This is a genomic window from Bradyrhizobium sp. CB1717 (assembly GCF_029714325.1).
Taxonomy (GTDB): Bacteria; Pseudomonadota; Alphaproteobacteria; order Rhizobiales; family Xanthobacteraceae; genus Bradyrhizobium.
In genome coordinates this window covers 7,293,399-7,319,666 of sequence record NZ_CP121666.1, presented here as the reverse complement: position 1 = coordinate 7,319,666, position 26,268 = coordinate 7,293,399, and the positions used below count along the sequence as shown (strand labels likewise).

29 protein-coding genes are annotated in these 26,268 nt (G+C 64.4%); 15 read left to right on the top strand and 14 right to left on the bottom strand.

Annotated features, from left to right (window positions below):
- Positions 1-6: 6 nt before the first annotated feature.
- On the bottom strand, positions 7-6,303 hold the full coding sequence (locus QA649_RS34245) for a HAMP domain-containing protein (protein WP_283021093.1): 6,297 nt from the start codon (positions 6,301-6,303) through the stop codon (positions 7-9).
- 277 nt (positions 6,304-6,580) lie between these two features.
- Between QA649_RS34245 and QA649_RS34240 the strand changes: the two genes are divergently transcribed.
- Positions 6,581-6,880, top strand: a complete 300-nt coding sequence (locus tag QA649_RS34240; RefSeq protein ID WP_283021092.1) for a hypothetical protein — start codon at positions 6,581-6,583, stop codon at positions 6,878-6,880.
- Positions 6,881-6,886: 6 nt separating this feature from the next.
- On the opposite strand, the gene QA649_RS34235 is transcribed toward QA649_RS34240, so the two are convergent.
- A complete protein-coding gene (locus tag QA649_RS34235) occupies positions 6,887-7,393 on the bottom strand; it encodes a DUF4142 domain-containing protein (protein WP_283026162.1) in 507 nt (168 codons plus the stop codon).
- A gap of 94 nt (positions 7,394-7,487) precedes the next feature.
- Here QA649_RS34235 and QA649_RS34230 point away from each other — a divergent pair, with 94 nt between their 5' ends.
- The 3 genes from QA649_RS34230 (at position 7,488) to QA649_RS34220 (ending at position 8,218) form a co-directional block, all read left to right on the top strand.
- Positions 7,488-7,682, top strand: a complete 195-nt coding sequence (locus tag QA649_RS34230; protein ID WP_283021091.1) for a hypothetical protein — start codon at positions 7,488-7,490, stop codon at positions 7,680-7,682.
- Between the two features lie 117 nt (positions 7,683-7,799).
- Positions 7,800-7,931, top strand: a complete 132-nt coding sequence (locus QA649_RS34225) for a hypothetical protein (protein WP_018648714.1) — start codon at positions 7,800-7,802, stop codon at positions 7,929-7,931.
- 80 nt (positions 7,932-8,011) lie between these two features.
- Positions 8,012-8,218, top strand: a complete 207-nt coding sequence (locus QA649_RS34220; RefSeq protein ID WP_283021090.1) for a hypothetical protein — start codon at positions 8,012-8,014, stop codon at positions 8,216-8,218.
- Between the two features lie 158 nt (positions 8,219-8,376).
- On the opposite strand, the gene QA649_RS34215 is transcribed toward QA649_RS34220, so the two are convergent.
- Entirely contained in the window at positions 8,377-8,625 is a 249-nt protein-coding gene (locus QA649_RS34215; RefSeq protein WP_283021089.1) for a hypothetical protein, read from the bottom strand.
- Between the two features lie 171 nt (positions 8,626-8,796).
- On the opposite strand from QA649_RS34215, the gene QA649_RS34210 reads away from it, so the two are divergent.
- On the top strand, positions 8,797-8,955 hold the full coding sequence (locus tag QA649_RS34210) for a hypothetical protein (protein WP_018648711.1): 159 nt from the start codon (positions 8,797-8,799) through the stop codon (positions 8,953-8,955).
- Between the two features lie 148 nt (positions 8,956-9,103).
- Here QA649_RS34210 and QA649_RS34205 read toward each other — a convergent pair whose 3' ends face one another.
- The 7 genes from QA649_RS34205 to QA649_RS34175 form a co-directional block, all read right to left on the bottom strand.
- The gene (locus QA649_RS34205) at positions 9,104-9,586 is read right to left on the bottom strand and encodes a DUF3147 family protein (protein ID WP_283021088.1); all 483 of its coding nucleotides are present in this window, start codon (positions 9,584-9,586) and stop codon (positions 9,104-9,106) included.
- Positions 9,586-9,933: a DUF3147 family protein gene (locus QA649_RS34200; RefSeq protein WP_283021087.1), complete on the bottom strand. Its 348-nt coding sequence runs from the start codon at positions 9,931-9,933 to the stop codon at positions 9,586-9,588. The genes QA649_RS34205 and QA649_RS34200 overlap by 1 nt, the downstream gene beginning before the upstream one ends.
- Positions 9,930-10,505, bottom strand: a complete 576-nt coding sequence (locus QA649_RS34195; RefSeq protein ID WP_283021086.1) for a phosphatase PAP2 family protein — start codon at positions 10,503-10,505, stop codon at positions 9,930-9,932. Before QA649_RS34195 ends, QA649_RS34200 begins: the two co-directional genes overlap by 4 nt.
- A 71-nt stretch (positions 10,506-10,576) precedes the next feature.
- Positions 10,577-11,467 (bottom strand): SDR family oxidoreductase, encoded by an 891-nt coding sequence (locus QA649_RS34190; RefSeq protein WP_283021085.1) that lies wholly within the window; start codon positions 11,465-11,467, stop codon positions 10,577-10,579.
- Between the two features lie 102 nt (positions 11,468-11,569).
- Positions 11,570-12,121 (bottom strand): DUF4142 domain-containing protein, encoded by a 552-nt coding sequence (locus tag QA649_RS34185; protein ID WP_283021084.1) that lies wholly within the window; start codon positions 12,119-12,121, stop codon positions 11,570-11,572.
- Positions 12,122-12,201: 80 nt separating this feature from the next.
- Positions 12,202-12,429 carry a hypothetical protein gene (locus QA649_RS34180; RefSeq protein ID WP_283021083.1) on the bottom strand — a complete coding sequence of 76 codons (228 nt, stop codon included), beginning with the start codon at positions 12,427-12,429 and terminating at the stop codon, positions 12,202-12,204.
- A 3-nt stretch (positions 12,430-12,432) separates the two neighbouring features.
- The gene (locus tag QA649_RS34175) at positions 12,433-14,220 is read right to left on the bottom strand and encodes a thiamine pyrophosphate-requiring protein (protein ID WP_283021082.1); all 1,788 of its coding nucleotides are present in this window, start codon (positions 14,218-14,220) and stop codon (positions 12,433-12,435) included.
- A 132-nt stretch (positions 14,221-14,352) separates the two neighbouring features.
- Here QA649_RS34175 and QA649_RS34170 point away from each other — a divergent pair, with 132 nt between their 5' ends.
- The 4 genes from QA649_RS34170 (at position 14,353) to QA649_RS34155 (ending at position 17,894) form a co-directional block, all read left to right on the top strand.
- On the top strand, positions 14,353-14,727 hold the full coding sequence (locus QA649_RS34170; RefSeq protein ID WP_283021081.1) for a PRC-barrel domain-containing protein: 375 nt from the start codon (positions 14,353-14,355) through the stop codon (positions 14,725-14,727).
- A gap of 23 nt (positions 14,728-14,750) precedes the next feature.
- Positions 14,751-14,909, top strand: coding sequence for a hypothetical protein (locus QA649_RS34165; protein ID WP_283021080.1), 159 nt, complete (start codon positions 14,751-14,753; stop codon positions 14,907-14,909).
- A gap of 196 nt (positions 14,910-15,105) precedes the next feature.
- The gene (locus QA649_RS34160; protein ID WP_283021079.1) at positions 15,106-16,284 is read left to right on the top strand and encodes an HlyD family secretion protein; all 1,179 of its coding nucleotides are present in this window, start codon (positions 15,106-15,108) and stop codon (positions 16,282-16,284) included.
- Positions 16,281-17,894: a DHA2 family efflux MFS transporter permease subunit gene (locus QA649_RS34155; RefSeq protein ID WP_283021078.1), complete on the top strand. Its 1,614-nt coding sequence runs from the start codon at positions 16,281-16,283 to the stop codon at positions 17,892-17,894. Before QA649_RS34160 ends, QA649_RS34155 begins: the two co-directional genes overlap by 4 nt.
- A 142-nt stretch (positions 17,895-18,036) precedes the next feature.
- On the opposite strand, the gene QA649_RS34150 is transcribed toward QA649_RS34155, so the two are convergent.
- Positions 18,037-18,501: a helix-turn-helix domain-containing protein gene (locus QA649_RS34150; protein ID WP_283021077.1), complete on the bottom strand. Its 465-nt coding sequence runs from the start codon at positions 18,499-18,501 to the stop codon at positions 18,037-18,039.
- A gap of 161 nt (positions 18,502-18,662) precedes the next feature.
- Here QA649_RS34150 and QA649_RS34145 point away from each other — a divergent pair, with 161 nt between their 5' ends.
- From QA649_RS34145 to QA649_RS34125, 5 genes are all read left to right on the top strand, one after another.
- Positions 18,663-19,400, top strand: coding sequence for an SDR family oxidoreductase (locus QA649_RS34145; RefSeq protein WP_283021076.1), 738 nt, complete (start codon positions 18,663-18,665; stop codon positions 19,398-19,400).
- 63 nt (positions 19,401-19,463) lie between these two features.
- Entirely contained in the window at positions 19,464-20,465 is a 1,002-nt protein-coding gene (locus tag QA649_RS34140) for a nitronate monooxygenase family protein (RefSeq protein WP_283021075.1), read from the top strand.
- A gap of 106 nt (positions 20,466-20,571) precedes the next feature.
- The gene (locus QA649_RS34135; protein WP_283021074.1) at positions 20,572-20,991 is read left to right on the top strand and encodes a hypothetical protein; all 420 of its coding nucleotides are present in this window, start codon (positions 20,572-20,574) and stop codon (positions 20,989-20,991) included.
- A gap of 124 nt (positions 20,992-21,115) precedes the next feature.
- Positions 21,116-22,690 (top strand): alkaline phosphatase D family protein, encoded by a 1,575-nt coding sequence (locus tag QA649_RS34130; protein WP_283021073.1) that lies wholly within the window; start codon positions 21,116-21,118, stop codon positions 22,688-22,690.
- Between the two features lie 148 nt (positions 22,691-22,838).
- Positions 22,839-23,657, top strand: coding sequence for an aldo/keto reductase (locus tag QA649_RS34125; protein ID WP_283021072.1), 819 nt, complete (start codon positions 22,839-22,841; stop codon positions 23,655-23,657).
- A gap of 67 nt (positions 23,658-23,724) precedes the next feature.
- Here the strand turns inward: QA649_RS34125 and QA649_RS34120 are convergent, their stop codons facing one another.
- Complete coding sequence (locus QA649_RS34120; protein WP_283021071.1) at positions 23,725-23,952, bottom strand: hypothetical protein; 228 nt, start codon at positions 23,950-23,952, stop codon at positions 23,725-23,727.
- Positions 23,953-24,105: 153 nt separating this feature from the next.
- A complete protein-coding gene (locus QA649_RS34115; RefSeq protein ID WP_283021070.1) occupies positions 24,106-24,558 on the bottom strand; it encodes a hypothetical protein in 453 nt (150 codons plus the stop codon).
- Between the two features lie 158 nt (positions 24,559-24,716).
- Between QA649_RS34115 and QA649_RS34110 the strand changes: the two genes are divergently transcribed.
- Positions 24,717-24,989 carry a helix-turn-helix domain-containing protein gene (locus QA649_RS34110; protein ID WP_283021069.1) on the top strand — a complete coding sequence of 91 codons (273 nt, stop codon included), beginning with the start codon at positions 24,717-24,719 and terminating at the stop codon, positions 24,987-24,989.
- Between the two features lie 8 nt (positions 24,990-24,997).
- On the opposite strand, the gene QA649_RS34105 is transcribed toward QA649_RS34110, so the two are convergent.
- Positions 24,998-26,230 carry a PLP-dependent aminotransferase family protein gene (locus QA649_RS34105; RefSeq protein WP_283021068.1) on the bottom strand — a complete coding sequence of 411 codons (1,233 nt, stop codon included), beginning with the start codon at positions 26,228-26,230 and terminating at the stop codon, positions 24,998-25,000.
- Positions 26,231-26,268 lie beyond the last annotated feature (38 nt).

Below are 26,268 nucleotides of genomic sequence, written 5' to 3'. Positions count from 1 at the left end.
TCCAGCTCAGCGGTGCAGCCACATGCGGATCGCAAGCAGCAATTGATCGGTGTTGACGGGTTTTGCGAGGTAGTCGGAGGCACCGGCTTCCAGACATTTCTCGCGGTCGCCTTTCATCGCCTTGGCGGTCAGTGCGATGATCGGAAGGCGGGCGAAGGCCGGGTTCTCGCGGATCACGCCGATGGTCTGATAGCCATCCATCTGCGGCATCATGATGTCCATCAGCACGATGGCGATTTCCGGATTGGATTCGACCAGCGTCACGGCTTCGCTGCCTGTGGTCGCCGTCAGCACCTTCATGCCGCGCCGTTCCAGTACGCTCGACAGCGCGAAGATGTTGCGGGCGTCGTCGTCGACGAGCAGCGCGGTCTTGCCGATCAGGTCCTCGTCGGAACTGTTCAGTTTCTCCAGCATGCGCTGCTTCTCGACCGGAAGTTCCGTGATCACGCGGTGCAGGAACAGCGCGGTTTCGTCGAGCAGACGTTCCGGCGATTCCACGCCCTTGACCACGATGCTGCGCGCCATGGTGTGCAGCTCGGCATCCTCCTCCGCCGAAAGCTCGCGACCGGTGAAGACCACCACCGGCACGTTCGAGAGCGCCTCGTCGTTGCGGATCTGGTCCAGCACCTCGAAGCCGCTCATGTCCGGTAGGCGGAGGTCGAGCACCACGCAGTCGCAGGGCGCCTCGCGCAGCATGGAGAGTGCGCCGGCGCCGGTGTCGGTCGCCACGATCTCGATGTCGTCGTGATGCAGCAGCTCGCGGATCGAGAGCTGTTCGGCCTCGTTGTCCTCGACGATCAGGAGCCGCTTGCGCCTGGGACGCGCATATTCCTTGATTTGCGTCAGCGCCGCCGCGACGCCTTCGGTCGTCGTCGGCTTGTTGACGAAGGAGAAGGCGCCGCGCGCCAGCGCATGCTGGCGATCCTCGTCGAGCGTGATGATCTGCACGGGGATGTGGCGGGTCAGCGGATTGTGCTTGAGCTGGCTCAGCACCGTCCAGCCGAGCATGTCGGGCAGGAACACGTCGAGCGAGACCGCGCGCGGCTGGTACTGCTTCGCAAGCTCCAGTGCCTCCGCACCGCGCGCGGCAACCAGCACCTTGAAGCCCTTGTCGCGCGCGAGGTCGACCAGCACCCGCGCATAATGCGGGTCGTCCTCGACGATCAAGAGGATGCTGTCGCCGGGCTCGAGGTTGAGACGGTCGTCGGGCAGCTGCTCGATGACGCGCTGCTGCTCCGGCGCGGCCGGCTGCAGCGCCGGTGGCTGGCTGTATTGCTGCGGCGACGGGGCGGCGCGCGGCGCCAGCGTCGGCCCGGAATATTTCAGCGGAAGATAGAGCGTGAAGGTCGAGCCCTTGCCCGGCGCGCTGCGCAGATGGATTTCGCCGCCGAGCAGGCTCGCGAGCTCGCGGCTGATGGCAAGGCCAAGGCCGGTGCCGCCATATTTGCGGCTGGTGCCGGCGTCGGCCTGCTGGAACGCCTCGAAGATCAGCTTCTGCTTCTCCAGGGGAATGCCGATGCCGGTATCCGACACCTCGAACGCGATCACGGCCGGCGCGGAATTCAGCACCGGGTGATCCGTTCCCCAGCCACCGAGGGCGGCCTCGACCTTCAGGCGCACTTCGCCTTCGGCGGTGAACTTGAAGGCGTTGGAGAGCAGGTTCTTCAGAACCTGCTGCAGGCGTTTGGAGTCGGTGACGATGCTGCGCGCGAGGTTCGGATCGACGTCGATCTTGAACGAAAGGCCACGGTTCTCCGCCTCGTGCCGGAACGGCCGGCCGACGGTCTCGAGCAGGTTGGCGGTCAGGATCTCCTCGGCATCCACCGTGACCGTGCCGGACTCGATCTTGGAGAGATCGAGGATGTCGCTGATGAGGTTGAGTAGGTCGGTGCCGGCGCCGTGGATGGTGCGCGCGAACTCGACCTGCTTGGCTGTGAGGTTGCCGTCCGGATTGTCGGTGAGCTGCTGACCGAGGATCAGGATCGAGTTCAGCGGCGTGCGCAGCTCGTGGCTCATATTGGCGAGGAACTCGGATTTGTACTTCGAGGTCAGCGCGAGCTCGGTCGCCTTTTCCTCGAGCGCGCGGCGGGCCTGCTCGATCTCCTGGTTCTTGCGCTCGACCTCGACGTTGCGCTCGGCGAGCTGCTGCGCCTTCTGCTCGAGCTGGTCGTTGGTCTGCTGCAATTCGCGCTGCTGGGTCTGGAGCTCGCCGGCGAGCTGCTGCGACTGCTTCAGCAGGCCCTCGGTCTGCATCGTCGCCTCGATCGAGTTGAGCACGATGCCGATGGAGTCGGTGAGCTGCTCCAGGAACGTCATCTGCGAGGTCGTGAAGGAGGCGAGCGAGGCGAGCTCGATCACCGCCTTGACCTGGCCTTCGAACAGCACCGGCAGCACCACGAGGTTCTTCGGGGCGACGCGGAACAGCGCTGAATTGATCGGCACCACGTCGCTCGGAATGTCCGCAACGACCCGCGGGCGCCTGTCGAGCGCGCACTGGCCGATCAGGCCCTCGCCGAATTGCAGTACGCGTTGATAGGGATAGACGCCGTCGCCGGCGTAGGAGGCGAGCAGCAGCAGCTGCGGATTGTCCTCGCTCTCGATCTGGTAGATCACGCCGGTGTGGGCGTTCACCAGCGGCGACAGCTCGGTCAGCAGCAACCGGCCCACGGTGGCGAGGTCGCGCTGGCCCTGGAGCATGTTGGTGAATTTCGCGAGGTTGGTCTTCAGCCAGTCCTGCTCGGTGTTCACGTCCGTCGTGAGACGGAGATTCGTGATCATCGTGTTGATATTGTCTTTCAGCTCGGCGAGTTCGCCGCGGGCGTCAACCTGGATCGACGGCGTCAAATCGCCCTTGGTCACGGCGGTCGCCACTTCGGCGATCGCGCGCACCTGCGAGGTGAGGTTTGCCGCGAGGAGGTTCACGTTGCCGGTTAGGTCCTTCCAGGTGCCGGCCGCGCCAGGCACGTCGGCTTGACCGCCCAAGCGGCCTTCGACGCCGACCTCGCGCGCCACCGAAGACACCTGGTCGGCGAAGGTCGCGAGCGTCTCGGTCATGTTGTTGATGGTGTCGGCGAGCGCCGCGACCTCGCCCTTCGATTTCACCGTGAGATTTTGTTTCAGATCACCATTCGCGACTGCAGTCACCACCTTGACGATGCCGCGGACCTGCTCGGTCAGGTTCGCCGCCATGAAGTTCACGGTGTCGGTGAGATCCTTCCAGGTGCCGGCGACGCCGGGCACCTGGGCCTGGCCGCCGAGCTCGCCTTCGGTGCCGACCTCGCGTGCGACGCGCGTGACTTCGCCGGCGAAGGCGTTGAGCTGGTCCACCATGGTGTTGATGGTGTTCTTCAGCTCGAGGATCTCGCCCTTTACGTCCACGGTGATCTTGCGCGAGAGGTCGCCGCGCGCCACGGCGGTGGTGACCTCGGCGATGTTGCGGACTTGCGTGGTGAGGTTCGCGGCCAGCAGGTTGACGTTGTCGGTGAGGTCCTTCCAGGTGCCGCCGACGCCGGGCACGACGGCCTGGCCGCCGAGCCGGCCTTCGGTGCCGACTTCGCGCGCGACGCGCGTCACTTCGGCGGCGAAGGAGCGGAGCTGCTCGACCATGGTGTTCAGCGTATCCTTCAGCAGCAGGATCTCGCCGCGTACGTCCACGGTGATCTTCTTCGAGAGGTCGCCGCCGGCAATCGCGGTTGCGACCTCGGCGATATTGCGGACCTGAGCCGTCAGGTTCGACGCCATGAAGTTGACGTTGTCGGTGAGGTCCTTCCAGGTGCCGGCGACGCCGGGCACCTCGGCCTGGCCGCCGAGCTTGCCTTCGGTGCCGACCTCGCGCGCGACGCGGGTGACTTCGCCGGCGAAACCGTTGAGCTGGTCCACCATGGTGTTGATGGTGTTCTTGAGCTCGAGGATTTCGCCCTTCACGTCCACGGTGATCTTGCGGGACAAGTCGCCGCGCGCCACGGCGGTGGTCACTTCGGCGATGTTGCGGACCTGGGCGGTGAGGTTGCCCGCCATGGAGTTGACGCTGTCGGTGAGGTCCTTCCAGGTGCCGGCGACGCCGGGCACGTTGGCCTGACCGCCGAGACGGCCTTCGGTGCCGACCTCGCGCGCCACGCGCGTCACCTCGCCCGCGAAGCGGTTGAGCTGGTCGACCATCGTGTTCAGCGTGTCCTTGAGCTGAAGGATCTCGCCGCGGACGTCCACCGTGATCTTGCGCGACAGGTCACCGCCGGCGATGGCGGTTGCGACCTCGGCGATGTTGCGCACCTGGGCGGTGAGGTTGCCCGCCATCGAGTTGACGTTGTCGGTGAGGTCCTTCCAGGTGCCAGCCACGCCCGTGACCTGCGCTTGGCCGCCGAGCTTGCCTTCGGTGCCGACCTCGCGCGCGACGCGCGTGACTTCGCCGGCGAAGGCGTTGAGCTGGTCGACCATGGTGTTGAGCGTTTCCTTCAGCTGAAGGATTTCGCCCGACACGTTCACGGTGATCTTCTTGGACAGATCGCCCTTGGCGACGGCCGTGGCGACTTCCGCGATGTTACGGACCTGGCCGGTCAGGTTGGAGGCCATCGAGTTGACGGAGTCCGTCAGGTCCTTCCAGGTGCCGGCGACGCCGCGCACCTGGGCCTGGCCGCCGAGCTTGCCTTCGGTGCCGACCTCGCGCGCGACGCGCGTGACTTCGCCGGCGAAGGCGTTGAGCTGGTCCACCATGGTGTTGATGGTGTCCTTCAACTCCAGGATCTCGCCGCGCACGTCCACGGTGATCTTCTTGGACAAGTCGCCGCCGGCGACCGCCGTCGTCACCTCGGCGATGTTGCGAACCTGTGCGGTCAGGTTCGACGCCATCGAGTTGACGCTTTCCGTGAGATCCTTCCAGGTGCCGGCGACGCCGAGCACGTTGGCCTGACCGCCGAGCCGCCCTTCGGTGCCGACCTCGCGCGCAACGCGCGTGACCTCGCCGGCGAAGGCGTTGAGCTGGTCGACCATGGTGTTGAGCGTTTCCTTCAGCTGAAGGATCTCGCCCGACACGTTCACGGTGATCTTCTTCGACAGGTCGCCGCCGGCGATGGCGGTCGCGACGTCGGCGATGTTGCGGACCTGCGCGGTCAGGTTCGATGCCATGAAGTTGACGTTGTCGGTCAAGTCCTTCCAGGTGCCGGCGACGCCGGGCACCTGGGCCTGGCCGCCGAGCTTGCCTTCGGTGCCGACCTCGCGCGCGACGCGCGTGACTTCCGAGGCGAAGGAGTTGAGCTGGTCCACCATGGTGTTGATGGTGTCCTTCAGCTCCAGGATTTCGCCGCGCACGTCCACCGTGATCTTGCGCGACAGGTCGCCGCGCGCCACGGCGGTAGTGACGTTGGCGATGTTGCGGACCTGCGCGGTGAGGTTACCGCACATCGCGTTGACGGAGTCCGTCAAGTCCTTCCAGGTGCCGGCGACGCCGGGCACGATCGCCTGACCGCCGAGCTTGCCGTCGGTGCCGACCTCGCGCGCCACGCGCGTCACTTCGGAAGCGAAGGAGCGGAGCTGGTCCACCATCGTGTTGATGGCTTCCTTGAGCTGAAGGATCTCGCCGCGGACGTCGACGGTGATCTTCTTCGACAAGTCGCCGTTGGCGACCGCGATCGTCACCTCGGCGATGTTGCGAACCTGGTTGGTCAGGTTGTTCGCCATCGAGTTGACGCTCTCGGTCAGATCCTTCCAGACACCGGTCACCTCCGGCACCTGGGCCTGGCCGCCGAGCTTGCCCTCGGTGCCGACCTCGCGCGCCACGCGCGTCACCTCGGAAGTGAACACGCCGAGCTGCTTGATCATGGTGTTGACGATGTTCGCCGACTGCAGGAACTCGCCGCGGAGCGGACGGCCGTCGACGTCGAGCTTGACGGTCTGCAGCAGATCGCCTTGCGCCACCGCCGCAACCGCCCGCGTCACCTCGCGGGTCGGCCACAACAGGTCGTCGATCAGCGTGTTGACGGAGCCTTCCATGTCCGCCCAGGAGCCCGAGGCGAGGCCGAACTTCACGCGCTGACGGGTCTTGCCCTCGCGCCCAACCACCTGGCCGACCAGCTCCAGCTGCTGCGCCATGCGCTGGTTGGCGGCGATGATTTCATTAAAAGTGTCGGCAATCTTGCCGTCGATGCCGAGATAGTCGCCGCTCATGCGCACCGAGAAATCGCCGCTGCGCATGGCCTGTAAGGCGAGTAGCAATTCCGCCCGGGAATCCGGCTCCGACATATCGTTGTTTTTTGGCTTTGGGACGCGACGACCGGAGCGTGATGCAGTTCCGGGATCGAGGTCGCTCATACTTGATTCCCCCGCAGGCGTCGGCCGAATCTGCGGCAAGACGCAATTGATCAAACTAGAGCGTCAGCCAAATTCGAAATCAAGCGCCAACGTTGCGGCGCCCCGAAATGGAACCTGCTCTGCTCAGCCCGGCCAAAATAACGACGGTTGATGGCATTGGTTCCATTTCGGTTCTCGAAAAATTCAGAGCTCTGCTGGACTTCGAGCCGGCTGCAGCCGGCGCCCTTTCGGAACGGAGCGCCAACCTTTCCGGTTAGCGAGGACAGGGAGAGAGCAGATGCAGATCAAAGCAGGAGTCGCCGTGGTCGCTGTTAGCGTATTGCTCGCCGGCTCGGCCTTCGCGCAGGGTGAACCCAGCGGCCGCGGGTCAGTGACCGGCGATCCCGCCGCAAGCTCCGCCACCCCAAAGGCGGATGCACCGACCACGGGGACCGCAACCCGGTCGAACCCCAGCGGCAGCGGCACCTCGAGCTCAGGGGGCAAGGACGACAATGGGGATGCGGGCCGGGACAAGATGCCGGAGAGCGACCGCACGGTGCGGCCGGAGAGCCAGCAACATCATCCGAAGGACAAGTGAGGGCGGCTACTTGTCCGCCATGGTGCGCCCGGCGTCCTTGACCTGTGAGCGCAGCCTGGGCAGCTGTTCGCGCGCGAACGCTGCAAGCGCCGAATTGTCGGGCGCCCTGAGATAGCGTTCGAGCAGGGCGATGGTGGATTCATATTCAGGGATCTGCGCGGCATAGAAAGTCCGGACATAGGCCGGTCCATCCGAGCTGTCGGGCTCGGCGAGGCCAGCGCTCGCGGTCTTGCCGATACGGGGCTCGGCGCCGATCGCCGCCTGAATATCCTTGAGGGTCTTGTCGCGTTTCGCAGCTTCTTCGGCGCGCAAGGCGGCAAGGTTCTTCACCTCCGCATTGCCCTTCAGGTCGGTGCTCTCCAGAAGGCTCTGCTGAAAGCGGCTGAACGCGTAGAGGCCGCTGATGACGTCAATGGCCGTCGGCGCGCGGTTATCAGGCCTTTGCTCGCCGGTGCTGTCGGCCAGCGCTGCGCTGCCAATGAACAACAGGATAATCGCGGCAAGAACTCGCATCCATGACAATGACCGGTGCCGTGCGAAGTTCCCGCACGTTAAGATCCGGCAAGGGCGGTTGCGATGCAGGAGTTCCGTCCCCACGTCTTACCCCATGAAACAGTCCGACGTTTTCAGGGATAACGCTGAGAACTGCCTGCAACTCGCTGAGCGAGCGGAAGGGCAACCCGCCTACAAGCGCTATTCGCGCATGGCGGATGCCTGGACGGCGCTCGCAAGGGAGCAGGACTGGCTCGATGGCGAAATCCCGCCCGTGACGGTCCGCATCCCCCAAGGCAAGGAGGCATAGGCGGCTCTCGTCTTCGTGAATCCGCGTGTGAGACTACGCACGGAACGCAAGCGACCAATCCAGGATCATCCGGGAACAGTCGATCGCGTGGATTTTGATTCCAGAAGGAGTTTTGCAATGGCTCCACGTCTTGCCCTTCTTTCACTCATTCTCGCCTTTGGCGTCTCGGTCGCGTTCGCGACGGTGACGACAGTACGGCAGGTGCAGCTCGAGAAGGCGTCTGCTGCGGTTCATGCCGCGCATAGCTAGCACTGTTGCTCACGCCCGGAACATTCGGCGCTGACCTGCGTAGCCGCTTCGATACATCAAGAGAGAAGCGGGAGAACATCATGGCCCATTCCGACCACGGCATCGTCAAGGACAAGCGCGCGGAGGAGCAGCCGCGCGACAAGCAGCGCGCCCAGACGGTGCACAAGACGGACCCGAAGGGCTCGCCGTCGCGCGAGGCGACGCGCGATCCTGACCTCACCGACAAGAGCAAGACGCCAGGCTCCGGCGTGATGCCGGATGATTCCGGCGACGCGCCGACGGGTTAGAGGATGGTCCGCTAGAGGGTTCTCGCAAGGAACGAATCCGCGCGCGAAGAGTCGACGGGTTGCTTCCGGTTGGCATGCCCCCGGTGCGCCGGAAGCAATCTCCAAGGACGGCCCTGGCACCCACCGTGCCGGGGCCGTTTTGCCTTGCGAGGCTTTGATCAGTCCTCTTTGCTGCCTTCCGGGTCGCTTTGAGTGTGACCCTCAGGTCCGCGGCCGAATACGCCGAAATTGCTCGACTTTACGCCGGCAGCAGCATCGACGCCCGCTGCCGCCAGTCCGAACTTGAGCAGTTCGCGGACTGCCGCAGCGCGGGTCGGCATGCGGTGCTTGAATCGGAAATCATCAACTGCGGCCAGCTCTTCCGGTGAGAGCATGACCTGAAGGCGCTCGGCGCGAAGGTCCTTCATGGTCGATCACACAAAATGAGTAAGTTGAGTAGTCTGCTCAACCAACGAACTTGGCGGGAGTTCCACAAGAGTCGATAAAACTGCCAAATGAGTAAAAAATATAGCAAAATCAATAAGTTATATTGAAACGAGTCCTGTGCTGGCGCATTCTCTTGCAAAGGGAGATTGGCCATGACGGATGAGGTCAGGTTACCCCGCAAGCTTTCCGAGGAGCCAGAAGCACCCAAGCCGGTGCGGCCGAGCCACCAGAAGGTCATCGATCAAGTCGAGCGCTGGGCCAACAGCCCGGGCCTGCAACCGCCGAGGACGGACGATGCGAAGACGGTCTGAACCCCACACATTCGAACAACGTCTCGACGCGCAGAGGCTGCGGCTCGAGCACGAGCTTGCAAGTCTGCCGGTCGGCGTTCAGCGGGATTCCATTGCCGCGCGCATCGAGCAGCTTCATGCCGCCGCGGAGATGTTTGAATTCCTGAAGCTAAGGGACGCTTCGACGCCGCGCTGATCGCGACCAGGATTCGGAGGACCGGCGAAGCGAGACGGTGCGAAATTTCCGTCTCATCCACCATGCCGAGACTGAAACCACGGCCCAGGCGACGATGGCGGCGATGAAGGCCGCCACGCTGCTCAGGGGGACCGTGACGTAGAAGACGGCGGCGAACGCAGCAAGACCAATGCTTCCCAAGCCGGCGCCGGCGGCGTCGAGCGCTGCGGCCTCTTGCCCACGCCGGCGGCCGTCGAAACCTGCCTTCTCCTTGGCCCGGCGCTCATGACTTTCGATCAACGTTGCACTGGCGCAGAAGATGGCGGGAAGGGCAAGGAAGAGCCCGCCGATGGAGGTGCCGAAGCTCGCACCCACGATGCCTGCCAGCACTGTCGCCAGTCCGCCGAGCACGAAGCGAATGGCGTATTCGTACCAGCGCGTCTGCTTCAGCGCCGATGGGGACAGCGTGACCAGCATCAGGCGGCACCTCCGAAGCTTGCGAGCAGGCCGAAGGCGACGACCAGCCATACCGCGAAGGTGAGAATCGTGGCGGGCAGCGCGGCAATACGAAACCTCATCAGCAGATGGCACACGGCGACGCTGTAGCAGGCAAGCGCGATCGCGCCGTAAATCATGGTCCAGCTTTCGGATGCGGCATAAGGTCTGCCATGCTGCACGATCGCAATAGCAAGCGTGGCGAGTGCGACTGAAGGTGCGGCGCCGAGTAGACCGGCAAAACTCTTTGGCCGCAGCATGTCGCCAAGGATCGCGAAAGCTGAAACGATCATGCCGCCGGCGATGAAGCGCACGATGTATTCGGTCATGGCTGCATCCGCCTGTGGTGCTGGCGCCTCGCCAACGTGAGCGGCCTGAGAAGTCGTTCGACGACAATGCCGAGCGAGAAGCCTGCCAGCACATCGCTCGGCCAGTGCGCGAGCAGCGCGACGCGCGTCAGCGAAAGTGCGACCGCGATGACGCGTATCGCGCGGCGCGGCCTCGTCGGCAAGAGACCCGCTGCCGAGGCGAGCGCACCCATATGCATGGCGTGGCCGGAGGGAAAGGCATCACGCGGTCGCCCGGAGAAGGGAACGCCGTTCTGATGGCCGCGAATGGTCGTTCGATCGGGTCTTGTCTGGTCGAACACGGACTTCAGCGCGTGCGGCAGCACCGAGGTCGCCAAGGTCATCGCCAGAATATGATTGGCGGCGGGGCGTGCCTCCGGACGCCGCAATTGCGCGTAGAGCCATCCTGCAGCGGCAAGTGCCAGAAGCACGTGCTCGTCGGCCGCCCAGGTCAGCGTCTGCGCTGCTTGCTCCAGCCCTGAATTGGTGTGGTCGGCGATCTCATTCGCGATCGCTGTATCGATCCGAGTGGGTTTGACTGTTACGACTGCCATCGGTCCGCGGTTGGTGCAATGTCCTCCATGACAGGATTGTAAAGCTTGGGTGACGATGATCGTTCCTGCGGCTAGGGCTGTCCCGATCCGCCTGCAGCGCCATAGACCTGGCCGGTCGCGTAGCTCGCATCGGCTGCGGCAAGCTGCACGTAGATGGAAGCGAGTTCGGCAGGCTGGCCGGGGCGGCCGAGCGGCGTCATGCCGCCGAACTTCTCGAGCTTCTCCATCGTCGCGCCGCCGGAGACCTGCAGCGGCGTCCAGATCGGACCGGGTGCGACGCCGTTGACGCGAATGCCCTTCGGACCCAGCTGCTTGGCGAGCGATTTCACGTAGTTCATGGTCGCGGCCTTGGTCTGCGCGTAGTCGTAGAGTTCCGGGGACGGGTCGTAGGCCTGCTCGGACGTCGTGCCGATGATGCACGAGCCCGGCTTCAGGTGCGGCAACGCCGCCTTGATGATCCAGAAGGGGGCATAGATGTTCGTCTTCATCGTCGCGTCGAAGTCCTCGGACGAGACGTCGAGGATCGACTCGCGGGTCTGCTGCCGTGCGGCGTTGCAAACGACGATGTCGAGGCCGCCGAGGCCCTGCACGGCTTGCTCGACCAGCTTCGTGCAGAAATCCTCGTTGCGGAGGTCGCCAGGGATGGCGAGCCCGATGCGTCCCTCCTTCTTGATCAGCGCGATCACGTCCTGTGCATCGGGTTCTTCGTTCGGGACATAGTTGATGGCGATGTCGGCACCTTCGCGCGCATAGGCGATCGCGGCGGCACGGCCCATGCCGGAATCGCCGCCGGTGATGAGGGCCTTGCGGCCGGCGAGGCGGCCGGAGCCCTTGTAGCTGGTCTCGCCGTGGTCCGGCCGCGGCTCCATCTTGCCGGCAAGGCCGGGCCAGGGTTGCGACTGCTTCTTGAACGGCGGTTTCGGGTAGCGGCTGACGGGATTTGTCGATTTTTGCTCGGCCATGGGGCGGGTTTCCTGGTCTCCGCGGTTTTGCGCTCTCAACGTGCGGAGACAGGCATCGTTGCAAAACGAGAGGGCGCCGGCAGAGCTGACGCCCTCGAAATATTACTTCGACTGGCCGACGCTCGGCGCCTTGCCGAGCTCCTTCGCCATCTGGAGATGGTGCTTGAGCGCAGGCAGCGTCTTGCCGGCCCAGTCCTTCAGCTCGGCGTTATCGCCGCCTTTGGCGTACCGCTCGAACAGCGACACCGCGTCTTCGTGCGCGCTGACCTGGTAGGAATTGTAGTCGGAGCTGAAGTCCTTGCCGGTCGCGCCCTTGAGCTTGTCGAGCTTGCTCTGGTGCGAGCTGTCGAGCGCCGTCGGCAGCGTCGCCTGGACCTTGCCGTTACCGACCAGACCCTTGAGCTCGCTGCTGGTCTTGGTGTGGTCGGTCACCATCTGCTGCGCGAAGGATTTTTCCTGCGCGTTGCCCTTCTGCTCGGCGAGCTTGCTCGACCCGATCTCGAACATGTCGCTGATGGCGACTTCCTTGACGAAGTCGGCGGTTGCAGGCGCGACGCCGAGCGCCGAATTGACGCCGGTCTTCTCGCCGAGCGACTGGGCGAGCGCAGGGCCTGCGAGAAGCACGCAAGCAACGGCGATGACGGTTCGTTTCATGGTCCGGTCCTCTGAATTGGCGGCGCGGTCGCATGCCGCGCGACGTTGCGCCGATCAACACGGGATCGGGACCGAGGTTCCTAATCCGTCGGATTGCGGCCGGTGCGCGGATTGATCGGATCGGTCGGCTTGCGCCGCAGCCTTTCCGGCAGGAACGGCTCGCCTGGTGCAGCCGACGGCTCTGCGCGCACGTCCGCGTGACGCTGTGCGCGCTCGTGCGGCGTCTTGTTGTCGTTGAAGTGCTGTTTCACATCGACGCCGTCGACGGGGTCGTTGACGCCGTGCTGGATGTCGCGAAAGTCGCTCATGGTTCACTCCTTTCCGGGCAGGATCGTCTCGAGCACCTGCCTTGCTGCACCTTTGATGACGCCGCTCTCGTTCGGATCGCCTTTCATCAGCGACAGCGAGAAGTTCTTGGCCTGCTGCAGGGTGATATGCGGCGGCAGTGGCGGTACCTCGGGATCGGTCTTGACCTCCAGCACCACGGGCATCTCGCTCGCCAGCGCCTGCTCCCAGGCAGAGCCCAGCAGCTGCGGGCTGTCGACATAGATGCCGCGCAGCCCGATCAGCTCCGCAAAGCGCGAGTAGGACACATTTGGAATGCGCTGCGAGGCTTCGAACTTGGGATCGCCGTTGATGATGCGCTGCTCCCATGTGACCTGGTTGAGATCTTCGTTGTTGAAGACGCAGACGATAAAGCGGGGATCGCGCCAGGAACGCCAATATTTGGCCGCGGTGATCAGCTCGGCCATGTTGTTCATCTGCATGGCGCCGTCGCCGACGAGTGCGATCACGGGACGGTCGGGATGGGCGTATTTCGCGGCCAGTGCATAAGGGACTGCCGCGCCCATCGAGGCGAGGCCGCCGGACAGCGAGGCCGTCATGCCGCGTCGCATCTTCAGGTCCCGCGCGAACCAGTTGGCACAGGAGCCGGAATCGCTGGTGATGATGGCGCGGTCGGGCAAGCGCGGGGACAACTCCCAGGCAACGAGCTGCGGATTGACCGGCGTGGCGGGCTGATGCGCACGATCGTCCAGCGTCTTCCACCATCTGGCGACGTCGTCCTCGATACCCTCGCGCCAGGCACCATCGGTCTTCGGCGCGAGTCGCGGCAGCAGCGCGCGAAGCGTCTCGGCAGCATCGCCGACGAGGCCGACTTCCATCGGAAAGCGGATCGACATCATGGTGGCGTCGATGTCGATCTGCACGCCGCGGCAGCTGCCTTCCTTCGGCAGGAATTCGGCATAGGGAAAGGCGGAGCCGACCATCAGCAGCGTGTCGCAGTCCGTCATCATGTTGTAGCTGGGCTCGGTACCGAGCAGGCCGATCGAGCCGGTGACCCAGGGCAGATCGTCGGGCAACGCGGCCTTGCCGAGCAGGGCCTTGGCGCAGCCTGCCGACAGCCGGTCGGCAACCGCGATCACCTCGTCGGTGGCGTGAAGCGCGCCGGCGCCGATGAGCATCGCGACCTTCTTGCCGGCGTTGAGCACCTCCGCGGCGCGGTCGAGCTCGTCCTCGCGCGGCGTGACATGCGGCGCACTGTAGCCGACGCCGGAATGCAGCGTGCCGTGCGCTGGGGGCGGACCTTCGTAGGGTTCTTCCTGGAGATCGTTGGGCAGGATGAGCGCGGTCGGGGTCCGCCGGGCGAGCGCGGTCCGCACCGATCGATCAACCAGATGGCGCACTTGCGCAGGCGAAGATGCCTGCATGACGTAGGCGCCGGCGACATCCTTGAACATCGAAACGAGATCGAGTTCCTGCTGGTAGCTCCCGCCGAGCGCGTTGCGCGCCTGCTGGCCGACGATCGCGAGCACCGGCTGGTGATCGAGCTGCGCATCGTAGAGCCCGGTGATGAGATGCGAGGCGCCGGGCCCCGAGGTTGCGATACAGACGCCGAGCTGGCCCGAGAATTTCGCGTATGCGGTCGCCATGAACGCCGCCATCTCTTCGTGCCGCGCCTGCACGAAGCCGATCTTGCCCTCCGCGCGGTTCATCGCGCCGAACACGCCGTTGATGCCGTCGCCGGGATAACCAAAGATATGGCGCACGCCCCATTGATGCAGGCGCTGGACGATGAAGTCGGAAACGGTGTGGGACATCGCGCATCGCCCTCTGTGAAGCTCAGAGAACCGCCGGTTTTCTGCGATGTTCCTGACCTACCGGAGGAACATGAGCCGGAACGATCGCACGCCTGTCCGGTTGGTTCTCACATTGGCGAGTGGAGAATTGCAATGTTGAATCAAGGCGAGCTGGACCGCAGCGAGATGGGGCGGTTGATCGGCAGCGACAAGGTCGAGGGAACATCGGTCTACGGTGCCGACCGCAACAAGATCGGTTCGATCGAGCGCGTGATGATCGACAAGATCAGCGGCAAGGTTTCGTACGCCGTGCTCGGGTTCGGCGGATTTCTCGGCCTCGGCAACGATCACTATCCCTTGCCCTGGCAGTCGCTGAAATACGACAGGGAGCTCGGCGGCTACGTCACCGGCATCACGGCCAAGGAACTGGAAGGCGCGCCGAAATACGGCGCGAGGAGCGATTGGAACTGGAGCGATGAATCCGCCGTTCGCGGTATCAACTCGTACTACGGTGTTCCGTTCGCGTAAGGCGGTTCATGGAAGGAGATCCGATGAGCAAGGAACGGCCCAACGACGATCCCCGGCAGCAGACTGATTGGGGATCCCACGCCCAGACGGACAAGCCCTGGAAGGGCAATCCGGAGAAGGAGCAGGGATCGGGCAAGGTGAAGCCCGATCTCGAGAAATGGCACGAGACGAAGACACACTGAGCGATCGGCGGCGGTAGCGACAATCAAAGCGAGCGCGGCAGCGTGAGTGCCGCGCTTGTTTTTTGACCCTTGCAATCACGAATAGCGAAGACGCGCACCGGTTGCGGAACCATGCCTCAGTGCCAAGGTTAGGCTGGCGGCGCGAAAGCTCGCTTTGCCGTTCCGCGCCGCCCAATCCCGAGAAAGGTGTTGCACCGTGGATGCTCAAACCCGGGAGCGTGGGGCGCGCGCGGAGCAGCCGTTGCCGCCCCGGACGGAGGAAGCTCCGAAGCACTCTCCGGATCAGGGGAGTGAAGCCAAAGTTCAGTCGAAGGAACAGTCGGGCAAGCCGGCGAATTCGCCATCGCTGCGCGAGCGGCTCCGCGCGCACTGGCTGCTTGCCACTGTCGGCACGATCGTGTTGATCGCCGCACTCGTTGGCGGTCTGCTCTACTGGCTTGACGTGCGTCACTATGAGTCCACGGACGACGCGTTCGTGGCTGCGCGCAGCTTTTCCGTGGCCTCCAAGGTCGGTGGTTACGTGACCGATATCCCGGTCACGGACAACCAGCACGTCAATGCCGGCGATCTGCTGGCCAAGATCGACGAGCGCGATTACCGCATCGCAGTCGACCAGGCCACGGCGCAGGTTGCGGCCTCCAGGGCCAACATCGCCAATGTCGAAGCCCAGATCGTCTCGCAGCAAGAGCAGATCAAGCAGGCTCAGGCGCAGCTCGACCAGGCCCAGGCCCAGCTCCAGTTCTCGCAGGAGGAATTCAAGCGCGCCGAGGATCTCGTCGAGAAGGGCGCCGGCACCGTGCAGCGCCAGCAGCAGACGCGCTCCGATCTTCAAGCGCAGCAGGCCAATACCGAACGTGCCAAGACCGCGGTGACGGCCGCGCAGCTGGGTATCAAGACGCTGCAAGCCCAGCTCGAAGGCGCCAAGGCGCAGCTCGATCAGTCCCAGGCGCAGCTCGATCAGGCCAAGCTGAATTTGCAATACACCAGCGTCGTCGCGGCGCAGTCCGGCCGCGTGGTCAAGCTCTCGGGCGCCAGAGGCACCTTCGTCACGGCGGGCCAAAGCCTGATGATGTTCGTTCCGGACGAGGTCTGGATCGTCGCAAACTACAAGGAGACCCAGCTCAACGACATGCGGCCGGGCCAGCCGGTCGAGATCCGCATCGACGCCTATCCGGGCCGCAAGCTGACCGGCCGTGTCGACTCCGTGCAGCCCGGTTCGGGCACCGCGTTCAGTCTGCTGCCTGCGGAGAACGCCACCGGCAACTACGTCAAGGTGGTGCAACGCGTGCCTGTGAAGATCATGGTCGACAACTGGCCGGCCGATCTGCCCGTCGGTCCCGGCATGTCGGTCGTGCCCTGGACCAGGGTGCGATGAGCGACGTCGCGCAAGGTGGCGCGTCCGGCTGGTCACCGGAGCGCTCGGCGGCCGGCGGGCACAATCCCTACCTGATCGCTTTCGTGGTCTCGATCGCGACCTTCATGGAGGTGCTCGACACCACCATCGCCAACGTCGCGCTGCGGCACATCGCCGGCGGGCTTGCGGTGGGCATCGACGAGAGCACCTACGTCATCACCAGCTATCTCGTCGCCAACGCCATCGTGCTGTCGATCTCGGGCTGGCTCTCGACCGTGATCGGGCGCAAGCGCTTCTACATGATGTGCGTGGCGACGTTCTCGGTTGCCTCGCTTCTGTGCGGCTTCGCCTGGAATTTGCAGTCGCTGGTGCTGTTCCGCATCCTGCAGGGCCTCGGCGGCGGCGGCATGGCCACCAGCGAGCAGGCGATCCTCGCCGACTCCTTCCCGCCGCACAAGCGCGGCCAGGCTTTTGCCATCTACGGCGTCGCCGTGGTGGTTGCGCCGGTGATCGGCCCGACGCTCGGCGGCTGGATCACCGACACCTATAGCTGGCACTGGGTGTTCCTGATCAACGTGCCGATGGGGCTGCTCTCGCTGTTCCTGGTCGGCACGCTGGTCAAGGAGCCGTCGGGCGCGGAGGAGGAGAGGCAGAGGCTGCTGAGCAAGGGTCTGCGCGTCGACTATATCGGCTTCCTGCTGGTGGCGATCGGGCTCGGCTCGCTCGAATTCGTGCTCGACGAGGGCCAGCGCAACGACTGGTTCGGATCGACCTTGATCGTGGTCTTCGCGCTACTCGCGGCCGTCTGCCTGCTCGCGCTGATTCCGTGGGAGCTGACGCGCGAGGATCCCATCGTCGATTTGCGCCTGCTCGGCCGCCGCCAGTTCGGCGCCTGCTTCCTGGTCATGCTGGGCACCGGTGCGGTGCTGATCTCGACGACCCAGTTGCTGCCGCAACTGCTTCAGACCGAGCTGAACTACACGGCCATGCTCGCCGGCCTTGCCTTGTCACCCGGCGGTGTCGCGACGCTGGTGCTGATGCCCGTGGTCGGCCGCCTCGTCAGCACGGTGCAGCCGAAATACCTGATCATGTTCGGTGCTGCCGTCGTCGCCTTCTCGATGTGGCATCTCACCGGCCTGACCGGCGACATCACCTATGGCTACGCGGCGCTGTCGCGCATCTTCCTCGCGCTGAGCCTGCCGTTCCTGTTCCTGCCGGTGACGACGGCATCCTACGACGGCGTGCCGCCCGACAAGACCAACCAGGCCTCCGCGCTGATCAACGTCGCCCGCAACCTCGGCGGCTCCATGGGCGTCGCATTGGCGCAGACGATCTTGGCGCAGCGCCAGCAATTCCATCAGAGCCGCCTCGTCGAGCACGCCGCGCCGTCCGATCTCGGCTACCAGCAGACCATCGATGCCATGACGCGCTACTTCCAGGCGCAGGGCTCGAATGCGAGTGACGCCGCATCGCAGGCGGTCGCATGGGTCGGAAAAACACTGCAGCAGCAGGTCGATTTGCTCGCCTATATCGACGTGTTCTGGACGCTCGCGATCGTCGCGGTGCTGATGATCCCCACGGCGGCAGTGTTGCGCCCGATCGACTTGAGGGCGCCGGCAAGGGGGCATTGAGGGTAGTCGTCCCGGCGAAGGCCGGGACCCATACCGCGTGATCCATCGAGCGCGAATGGTCTTTGTACCGAACTTCTACTCCTCGCCAAACTGCATTCTGTGGTTATGGGTCCCGGCCTTCGCCGGGACGACATCGACGATTTTACCCCACCGCTGCTTCCCGTCCCGGACCCGCATGCACATGAACCTGCTTGGCATGCAGTACCTCGCCGCATTCCGAGCACACCATCACGGGGTCGAACAGCTTGCCGCAATTCTTGTGCTCGTGCAGCAGCGGGCGGCCGCGCTCGTCGCCCATATGGGTGTCGCCCCAATGCACCATCGCCATGATGATCGGGTAGAGGTCGAGGCCCTTCTGGGTGAGGATGTATTCGTAGCGCTTGGGCGCCTCGGAATAGGGGACGCGGCGCAGGATGCCGAAGCGCACCAGCTTCTTCAGCCGCTCCGAAAGCAGGTGCCGCGTGATCTGGAGCGAGGACTGGAATGCCTCGAACCGGCGCACGCGCAAAAAGCATTCGCGCAGGATCAACAGCGTCCAGCGATCGCCGACCACCGCGACGGTGCGGGACAGCGAGCAGGGCTCCTCGTCCAGCGTATCCCACTTCATGATCCGGTCTCCGGCGCGGTGCTAGTCAGTCAGAAAAAGGAACTGACTTGAACGATCAACGGAATTTCCAGATCAGGCTAGCATCCAGCTGGGAAATTTGACAGTTCTATTTTAGAACTATAGCCTTTCTCTCAATCACACGCTCAGCGGAGGAGGCGACCTTGCCCAAGCGAAACGCGACAGCCGCCGTGATCGGGGCCGGCGATTTCATCGGCTCCGAGATTGCCAAGAAATTCGCGGCCGAAGGGTTTTCGATCTTCGCCGGCCGCCGCAACGGCGACAAGCTGGCGCCGCTGGTGAAGGAGGTCGAGGCCTCGGGCGGCGAGATCCACGCGCGATCGCTCGATGCGCGCAAGGAGGACGAGGTCATCTCGTTCCTCAACGATGCCGATCAGCATGCGCCGCTCGAGGTCTGCATCTTCAACGTCGGTGCCAACGTCAATTTCCCGATCCTCGACACCACCGAACGCGTCTTCCGGAAAGTGTGGGAGATGGCCTGCTATTCCGGCTTTCTCGCAGGGCGCGAAGCGGCGCGTCTGATGCTGCCGCGCGGCGGCGGCAAGATCTTCTTCACCGGGGCCACCGCGTCCTTGCGCGGCGGCAGCGGCTTTGCCGCTTTCGCCAGCGCCAAGTTCGGCTTGCGCGCAGTGGCGCAGGCGATGGCGCGCGAGCTCGGACCGAAGAACATCCATGTCGCCCATCTCATCATCGATTCCGGCGTCGACACCGAATGGGTGCGGCAACGACGGCTCGAGGCGCTCGGCCCGAACGCGCTCGACAATCCCGATCTCCTGATGCCACCGTCGTCGGTCGCGGACGCTTATTGGCAGCTCTACCAGCAGCCGAAGAGCGCCTGGACCTTCGAGATGGAGATCCGCCCGTTCGGAGAGAAATGGTGACCGCGGCGCAAAAGTCCGGCTAGACTGATCCAAACCCAAGCAAAATTCCGGGAGGAAACTTACGTGAAGACCGCGATCACCGAACTGTTCGGCATCGAGCACCCCATCATCCAGGGCGGCATGCACTTCGTCGGCTTTGCCGAGCTGGCGGCCGCGGTCTCCAATGCCGGCGGGCTCGGCATCATCACGGGCCTCACGCAGAAGACGCCGGAATTGCTGGCGAAAGAGATCGCGCGCTGCCGCGACATGACCGACAAGCCGTTCGGCGTGAACCTCACCTTCCTGCCGACCTTTTCGGCGCCGCCTTATCCGGAATATATCGCGGCCATCGTCGAGGGCGGTATCAAGGCTGTCGAGACCGCGGGCCGCAGTCCCGAACAATACATGCCGGCACTGAAGGCTGCCGGCATCAAGGTGATCCACAAATGCACCTCGGTCCGCCATTCGCTGAAGGCCGAACGCATCGGCTGCGACGCCGTCAGCGTCGACGGCTTCGAGTGCGGCGGCCATCCCGGCGAGGACGACATCCCCAACATGATCCTGCTGCCGCGCGCGGCGGAGGAGTTGAAGATCCCGTTCGTGGCGTCCGGCGGCATGGCCGACGGGCGCAGCCTCGTCGCCGCGCTGTCGCTGGGCGCGGCCGGCATGAACATGGGCACGCGCTTCATCGCCACCAAGGAAGCCCCGGTGCATCAGAACGTGAAGAACGCGCTTGTCGCGGCCACCGAGCTTGACACCCGCCTGATCATGCGCGCTCTGCGCAACACCGAGCGCGTCCTCAAGAACGCCAATGTCGATCGCCTGCTCGATATCGAGCGCGAGAAGGGCGCCAGGCTCACCATCGACGACATTCACGACCAGGTTGCCGGCGTCTATCCAAAAATCATGCTGGACGGGCAGATGGACGCGGGTGCTTGGAGCTGCGGCATGGTCGCCGGCCTCATCCACGACATCCCCTCCTGCAAGGAACTCATCGATCGCACCATGAGCGAGGCGGAAACCATCATCCGCAGCCGCCTGATGGGGTTCCTGGATGGGACGGGTGCGACGCGAAAAGTCGCCTGACACCGCCAAACTTCTTAACCACGGCGGCAACCAGCCGCTGGAATTGCGCGCGACGCCTCCTAAATAGGGGTAAATACCCCTTAAAATTCAATTTCAGGAGGCGTCCGTGGTCCTGAAAAGCGTTCCTTTTGCGGTTGCCGTAGCCCTCGTCGTTGCGTGGGGCGGCATCGCGCGCGCTGACGACTACAAGCCTGACGAATATCTCGGTCTCGATCTCTCCAAGGCAGTGTTGTCGCCGAAGCGGCTCGGGCCCGAGACGCAATTCGCGCCGCTCGCGCTCGAGGCGAAGGGCGGCAACGAGGCGCAGGCGCGGATCGAGCCGATCGACGTCCCGAAGAAAGTTGCAGCTGAACGTGTGCACGTGCCGGAGCCGAAGGTCTCGCATACCAAGAGCACGCAGCCTCGCGGCGCTGCCCGCGCCAAGCTCGCCCATCGCCGCGGCAATCCGCTCGACGCCCAGGCGATGGACACCCGCATTCAGACCTGGCCCTGTCGCTCCGGCGGCATCTGCAACTGGAAGCGGTAGGCGCGCGTAGCCGTCCGACCGTCATCGCCGCGTCGCAAAACCGTAGGCGCGGAGTCAAGAAACCGTAAGCTGGGAGTCAAGGAGCGCAGGCACCTTCCGTCGCGATTCGACGAAGGTCTCCTGAATGGCAACGCTCCGCGCGCAGCGCGCATGGACCCGGCGACAATTCCTGGTCCGCTCGACTTCAAGCCTCGCCGTCGCCTCGGTCGGCACGCTCGCAACGCCCCGCATCAGCCGCGCCGCCGACCGCCCGCAGATCGCGGGCGGCATCCAGTCCGGCGATGTCTCGGATGGCTCTGCCGTGGTCTGGGCGCGCGCGGACCGGGCCGCACGGATGCATGTGGAGTGCTCGACCACAGAGAGCTTCATGACCATCATTGCGTCGGCCTCGCGCGACGCGCTGCCCGACGCCGACTTCACCGCAAAGCTGCTGCTGAACGATCTGCCGCGGGGGCAAGACATCTTCTATCGCGTCCGCTTCGACGATATCGCCACCGGCATCGCCGGCGAAAGCCGCGTCGGTCATTTCCGCACCGCGCCGACCGACGGCAAGTCGATCTCGTTCCTGTGGTCCGGCGACACCGCGGGACAGGGCTGGGGCATCGACATCGCGCGCGGCGGCTATCGCAGCTATCGCACCATGCTCGACAACCGCCCCGATTTCTTCATCCACTCCGGCGACCACATCTACGCCGACTGCACCATTCCCTCCGAACAGAAGCTGCCGAACGGCGAGACCTGGCGCAATCTGGTGACCGAGGAGAAAGCCGAAGTCGCGCATACGCTGGCGCAGTTCCGCGGCAACTACAAATACAACCATCTCGACGAGCACTTTTGCGCCTTTCACGCCGAGGTGCCGATGCTGGCGCAATGGGACGATCACGAGGTCACCAACGACTGGTCGCCGACCGGCAGCTTCGACGAGGCCGGCTATGAGGACGACGGCACGCCGCGCCTGGTCTCACGCGCGCGCCGTGCTTTCTTCGATTTCATGCCGATCCGTGACATCGGCGCGCGGCAGGGCCGGGTCTACCGCAAGATCGCCTACGGCCCGCTACTCGACGTCTTCATGATCGACATGCGCAGTTTTCGCGATGACAGCTGGAACAAGGGCGAGGATCATCGCGGCTGGATTCTGGGCGCCGAGCAGCTCGCCTGGCTGAAACGTGAGCTTGCCGCCTCGCGCGCGACCTGGAAGGTGATCGCGGCTGATCTGCCGATCGGCCTGATCAGCCTCGATGCAGTCGCGCTCGGCGATGGTCCACCGGACCGGCGCGAGCACGAGATTGCCGATCTGCTCTCCTCCATCAAACGCGCGGGCATCCGCAACATCGTCTGGCTCACCGCCGACATGCACTACACCGCCGCGCACCACTACGATCCGAGCAAGGCCCAGTTCCAGGATTTCGAGCCGTTCTGGGAATTCGTCTCCGGCCCGCTCCATGCCGGCACCTGGGGACCGGGCGAGCTCGACAATACGTTTGGTCCCGTGGCGATGTACCAGAACGGCTGCAGCGCGGCGCAGGGCGAGAATCTCGCGCCGTGCTTCGGCCTGCAATTCTTCGGCCGTGTCGACATCGACGGACAGAGCGGCGTCATGACCGTGACCCTGAAGGACGTCGACAATCGCGACCTCTGGTCGGTCGACATCGTGCCGCAGCCACAGTCGCGTCCGGCCGTGATTGCCCAGCACTCCTGAGGTGCGCTAACCCGATCTTGATTGGCCGCCCCGCGTTGTCCGCGCTATGCTGGCCGTTCTCGCCACCTCTTTTCCATCACCGAAGAGTCTGCCCACGCGGTATCGCCGCGTGCATCCGGCGGGTTGAAATACGTCAGGAGCCTGTTTCATGGACAATCTGAAGACACAGGGCATCAGCATGCCCAAGCTCGGCCTCGGTACCTTCCGCATGCAGGGCGATGCCTGCCGGGCGGCGGTCGAGAGTGCGCTCGCGATCGGCTATCGCCACATCGATACCGCCGAGATGTACGCCAACGAAGAGGCGATCGGCGCCGCGCTTGCCGCAGCCCGCCTGCCGCGCGCCGAGCTGCACGTCACGACAAAGGTCTGGCACGAGAACCTCAATCCCGATGCGATCCGCCGTGCCTTCGATGCCAGCCTGACGAAGCTGCGGCTCGATCATGTCGATCTCTACCTCGTGCACTGGCCGTCGAAATCCGCGAATTGGGGCGTGGTGTTCGAGACCTTGATGAAGCTCAAGGAGGAGGGACGGACGCGGGCGATCGGCGTTGCCAACTTCACCACCGCACTGCTCAAGATCGCGGTCGAGGACATCAAGGCGCCGATCGCCTGCAACCAGATCGAATATCACGCGATGCTCGATCAATCGAAGGTGCTGGCCTATCTCAAGCCCAAGTCGATCCCGCTGGTCGCCTATTGCCCGCTCGCGCAGGGGCGTATCGCGTCGGACCCGGTGCTGGCCGAGATCGGCGTCAAACACAATGCGACCGCGGCGCAAGTCGCGCTGAAATGGCTGCTCGACCAGGACGGCGTCGCCGCGATCCCGAAGGCCTCGCGCCGCGAGAGCCAGCAGGCCAATCTCGATGCGCTGAAGATCACGCTCGACGAGGCCGACCGCAAGAAAATAGCGGCGCTGCCGAAGGACAGGCGCTGCGTCAATCCGGGCTTCGCGCCGGCGTGGGACTAGCCCAACGCGTGTCGCAAACGCAAAGAAATGGCCCCGTGAGGGGCCATTTCCACGTTTGCGTTGCGCATTAGTCCCAGTGGTGACGATGGCCGCGCTTGATCACGACGACCCTGTCGCCATGATGACGCCAGCCACGATGCCAGCCGTGGTCACGGTGCATGCCGTATTCGGCACGCGCGGCGTACGGGCCGTGGTGATGACCACGCTTGATCACCACCGTCTCCGCGCTCGCCAGCGTCGGCGCTGCGATCGCGAGCACGCCAAGAGCGGCAACCACATAACCAAGCTTCTTCATGATGTCCTCCTCCAATCGAATGCCAATTTAAACTGCACATTCGGGTGAACGTTCCGGAGGAATCGCAGGAGAATTCTGAACGGATGTTCAGACAGAGCATGGTTTGGAAAAGTGTGGAGCGGCTCTCCGAAAGATCATGCTCGAACGGAATGCTCAATCGCAGCGCTGCTGCACGGGCGTCGGCACGCCCGTGGCGACGTATTTGCCGTCCCTGATCGTGTACTCGCCGCGCTCACTGCGATTGTAGATCGCGCGCAGGCTGCCGTCCTTGTCCAGCAGCAGCCCGAATTCGCGGGCCTGATGCAGCGAGGGGAAGTACACCATCACATTGAGCAGGCCCTCGGCGTTGACCGTGGCGGACACAACCTCGTTCTCGTCCTTGGCATCTCCGAAATTGCGCCGGTACATCACCCGGCCGTCCTTCCGGATCTCGTAGGTCAGGAGCGCGCCTTTGTCGCGGTCTGGCCGGGCCGCGCAATCGACCGCCCATGAGCCGAGCAGGCCCCATTGCTCGACGGTCGCCGCAAGTGTCTCGGCGCCGGCCGTGGACGTGAACGCAACCCACACCACCGCAGCCGTGGTCCAGCGGCTCAAACAACGCGTCATGTCCCGAAAAAGCCCCGCCTCGAAGAATTCCGAAGTTTAGCATCCCGGGCGCGGCCGTCCACGCCAGCTGCCGATCACGCGCGAATTTGATCCGCGTCAATGAGGCCGGTCGTAGCGGGGGTAGGATGGCAGCTCCGAAGGCGAATGTGGATACACCAATGCTGAATCAAGTCATGGATTTTGCGGGCGAAGTGCTGCCGGGGAGCTGTGGCGTGCCGCCCCATTCGGAGACCGCGTTTCTGGCCGAGCTGGGCGACCGCCTGAGGTCCTCGCGTACCCGCTGCGACCTGTCGCGCCGGGAGCTTGCCCGCCGCTCCGGGATTTCCGAGCGCTACATCGCCCAGATCGAGGCCGGCAAAGGTAACGTCTCGATCGTCCTGCTGCTGCGGCTGGCCTCGGCGATCCACAGCAGCCAGCCACAGGCGGCCTGACGCTACCTTCAGGCTCGCTTCTCCACATTGGCGCTGCGCGCCGGCACGCCGAACTCCTTGCGGCAGACTTCTGCCAGCACGGCGACGCCCTCGCGGATCTGCTGATGCGTGGGGCTTGCGAAGCACAGCCTGAGGCGCGAGCTGGAATGGCTCTTGTTGGTCGACCATTCCGGCCCCGGATTGATCGAGACGCCGGCGGCGAGCGCGGCCTGATAGAGTTTCAGCGTATCGACCTGCTCGGGCAGCTTCACCCAGAGGAATATGCCGCCCTTGGGCTCCTCGAACTCGGCGGCCGTCCCAAACTGCTCGTTCAGGGCTTCCATCAGCGTGTCGAGCTTGGTCCGCAGCGCCTTCGTCAGCGCGGGCACGTGGGTCGAAAAATGTGGTCTGCAATAGGCCGCCAGCACCATCTGCTCCAGCGCCCCCGAGCCGGCATCCGTCTTCAGTGACAGCATCCGCGACATCACATCCCAGGGCGCGACGATGAAGCCGACGCGCAGCGCCGGCGCAATCGATTTCGAGAACGAGCCGATATGGATCACCCCGCCGTTCGGGCTCATCGCGTGGATCGCCGGCGGCCGCTGGCCCGACCAGACCAGATCGGCATAGCAATCGTCCTCGAAGATCGGCACGCCGTATTCGGTCGCGAGCCGCAGCAGCTCGATGCGGCGGCTCTCCGGCATGATGCTGCCGGTCGGGTTCTGCACCGTCGGGATGGTGTAGATGTATTTCGGGCGGATGCCGCGGTTTTTCAGATCGGCCAGCGCCGTCGCCAGCGCATCCATGCGCATGCCGTCGCTGTCGAGGGGAATGCCGACGACGTTGACGCCGAGCCGCGCCAGGCGTGTCAGCGAGCCCTGATAGCTGTCCTGCTCGAAGATCACGGTGTCGCCGCGCGTCAGCAGCGTGTTGTTGACGAGGTCCAGTGCCTGGAGCGATCCCGAGACGATCAGGAGATCGTCGACCGTGCAGTTGATGCCGGCATCGCGCTTCAGTTTTGTCACCAGGAATTCGCGCAAGGGAAGGTAGCCCTGCGGGCCGTGCGCCAGACCGTAAGTGGCGAGCGAGCGGCCTTCGCGCCGCAGCACCGTGTTGGTCGCTTCGATCAACTCGTCGAGCGGTACTTGCTCGGAATCATTGTTGCCGCCGACAAAGCTGTATTTGGCAAGGCCCGTCCAGCGCGCAGTCGGGGCCGGCAGCCCTGCGGGAAACAGGGGGGCGAAATCGAAGCTGGACGTCATGGGAGCGTTCCTCGTCTTGTTTTTGTTGAGCCGGCTGG

Coding starts and splice junctions, on each gene's coding strand:
- QA649_RS34170 (WP_283021081.1), top strand. CDS start 14,353: ATGTTGAATCAAGGCGAGCTGGACCGCAGCGAGATGGGGCGGTTGATC.
- QA649_RS34220 (WP_283021090.1), top strand. CDS start 8,012: ATGGCCCATTCCGACCACGGCATCGTCAAGGACAAGCGCGCGGAGGAG.
- QA649_RS34195 (WP_283021086.1), bottom strand. CDS start 10,505: ATGGCAGTCGTAACAGTCAAACCCACTCGGATCGATACAGCGATCGCG.
- QA649_RS34245 (WP_283021093.1), bottom strand. CDS start 6,303: ATGAGCGACCTCGATCCCGGAACTGCATCACGCTCCGGTCGTCGCGTC.
- QA649_RS34205 (WP_283021088.1), bottom strand. CDS start 9,586: ATGCTGGTCACGCTGTCCCCATCGGCGCTGAAGCAGACGCGCTGGTAC.
- QA649_RS34215 (WP_283021089.1), bottom strand. CDS start 8,625: ATGAAGGACCTTCGCGCCGAGCGCCTTCAGGTCATGCTCTCACCGGAA.
- QA649_RS34210 (WP_018648711.1), top strand. CDS start 8,797: ATGACGGATGAGGTCAGGTTACCCCGCAAGCTTTCCGAGGAGCCAGAA.
- QA649_RS34130 (WP_283021073.1), top strand. CDS start 21,116: ATGGCAACGCTCCGCGCGCAGCGCGCATGGACCCGGCGACAATTCCTG.
- QA649_RS34150 (WP_283021077.1), bottom strand. CDS start 18,501: ATGAAGTGGGATACGCTGGACGAGGAGCCCTGCTCGCTGTCCCGCACC.
- QA649_RS34110 (WP_283021069.1), top strand. CDS start 24,717: ATGCTGAATCAAGTCATGGATTTTGCGGGCGAAGTGCTGCCGGGGAGC.
- QA649_RS34240 (WP_283021092.1), top strand. CDS start 6,581: ATGCAGATCAAAGCAGGAGTCGCCGTGGTCGCTGTTAGCGTATTGCTC.
- QA649_RS34120 (WP_283021071.1), bottom strand. CDS start 23,952: ATGAAGAAGCTTGGTTATGTGGTTGCCGCTCTTGGCGTGCTCGCGATC.
- QA649_RS34155 (WP_283021078.1), top strand. CDS start 16,281: ATGAGCGACGTCGCGCAAGGTGGCGCGTCCGGCTGGTCACCGGAGCGC.
- QA649_RS34105 (WP_283021068.1), bottom strand. CDS start 26,230: ATGACGTCCAGCTTCGATTTCGCCCCCCTGTTTCCCGCAGGGCTGCCG.
- QA649_RS34165 (WP_283021080.1), top strand. CDS start 14,751: ATGAGCAAGGAACGGCCCAACGACGATCCCCGGCAGCAGACTGATTGG.
- QA649_RS34225 (WP_018648714.1), top strand. CDS start 7,800: ATGGCTCCACGTCTTGCCCTTCTTTCACTCATTCTCGCCTTTGGCGTC.
- QA649_RS34200 (WP_283021087.1), bottom strand. CDS start 9,933: ATGACCGAATACATCGTGCGCTTCATCGCCGGCGGCATGATCGTTTCA.
- QA649_RS34180 (WP_283021083.1), bottom strand. CDS start 12,429: ATGAGCGACTTTCGCGACATCCAGCACGGCGTCAACGACCCCGTCGAC.
- QA649_RS34230 (WP_283021091.1), top strand. CDS start 7,488: ATGAAACAGTCCGACGTTTTCAGGGATAACGCTGAGAACTGCCTGCAA.
- QA649_RS34125 (WP_283021072.1), top strand. CDS start 22,839: ATGGACAATCTGAAGACACAGGGCATCAGCATGCCCAAGCTCGGCCTC.
- QA649_RS34115 (WP_283021070.1), bottom strand. CDS start 24,558: ATGACGCGTTGTTTGAGCCGCTGGACCACGGCTGCGGTGGTGTGGGTT.
- QA649_RS34185 (WP_283021084.1), bottom strand. CDS start 12,121: ATGAAACGAACCGTCATCGCCGTTGCTTGCGTGCTTCTCGCAGGCCCT.
- QA649_RS34190 (WP_283021085.1), bottom strand. CDS start 11,467: ATGGCCGAGCAAAAATCGACAAATCCCGTCAGCCGCTACCCGAAACCG.
- QA649_RS34235 (WP_283026162.1), bottom strand. CDS start 7,393: ATGCGAGTTCTTGCCGCGATTATCCTGTTGTTCATTGGCAGCGCAGCG.
- QA649_RS34175 (WP_283021082.1), bottom strand. CDS start 14,220: ATGTCCCACACCGTTTCCGACTTCATCGTCCAGCGCCTGCATCAATGG.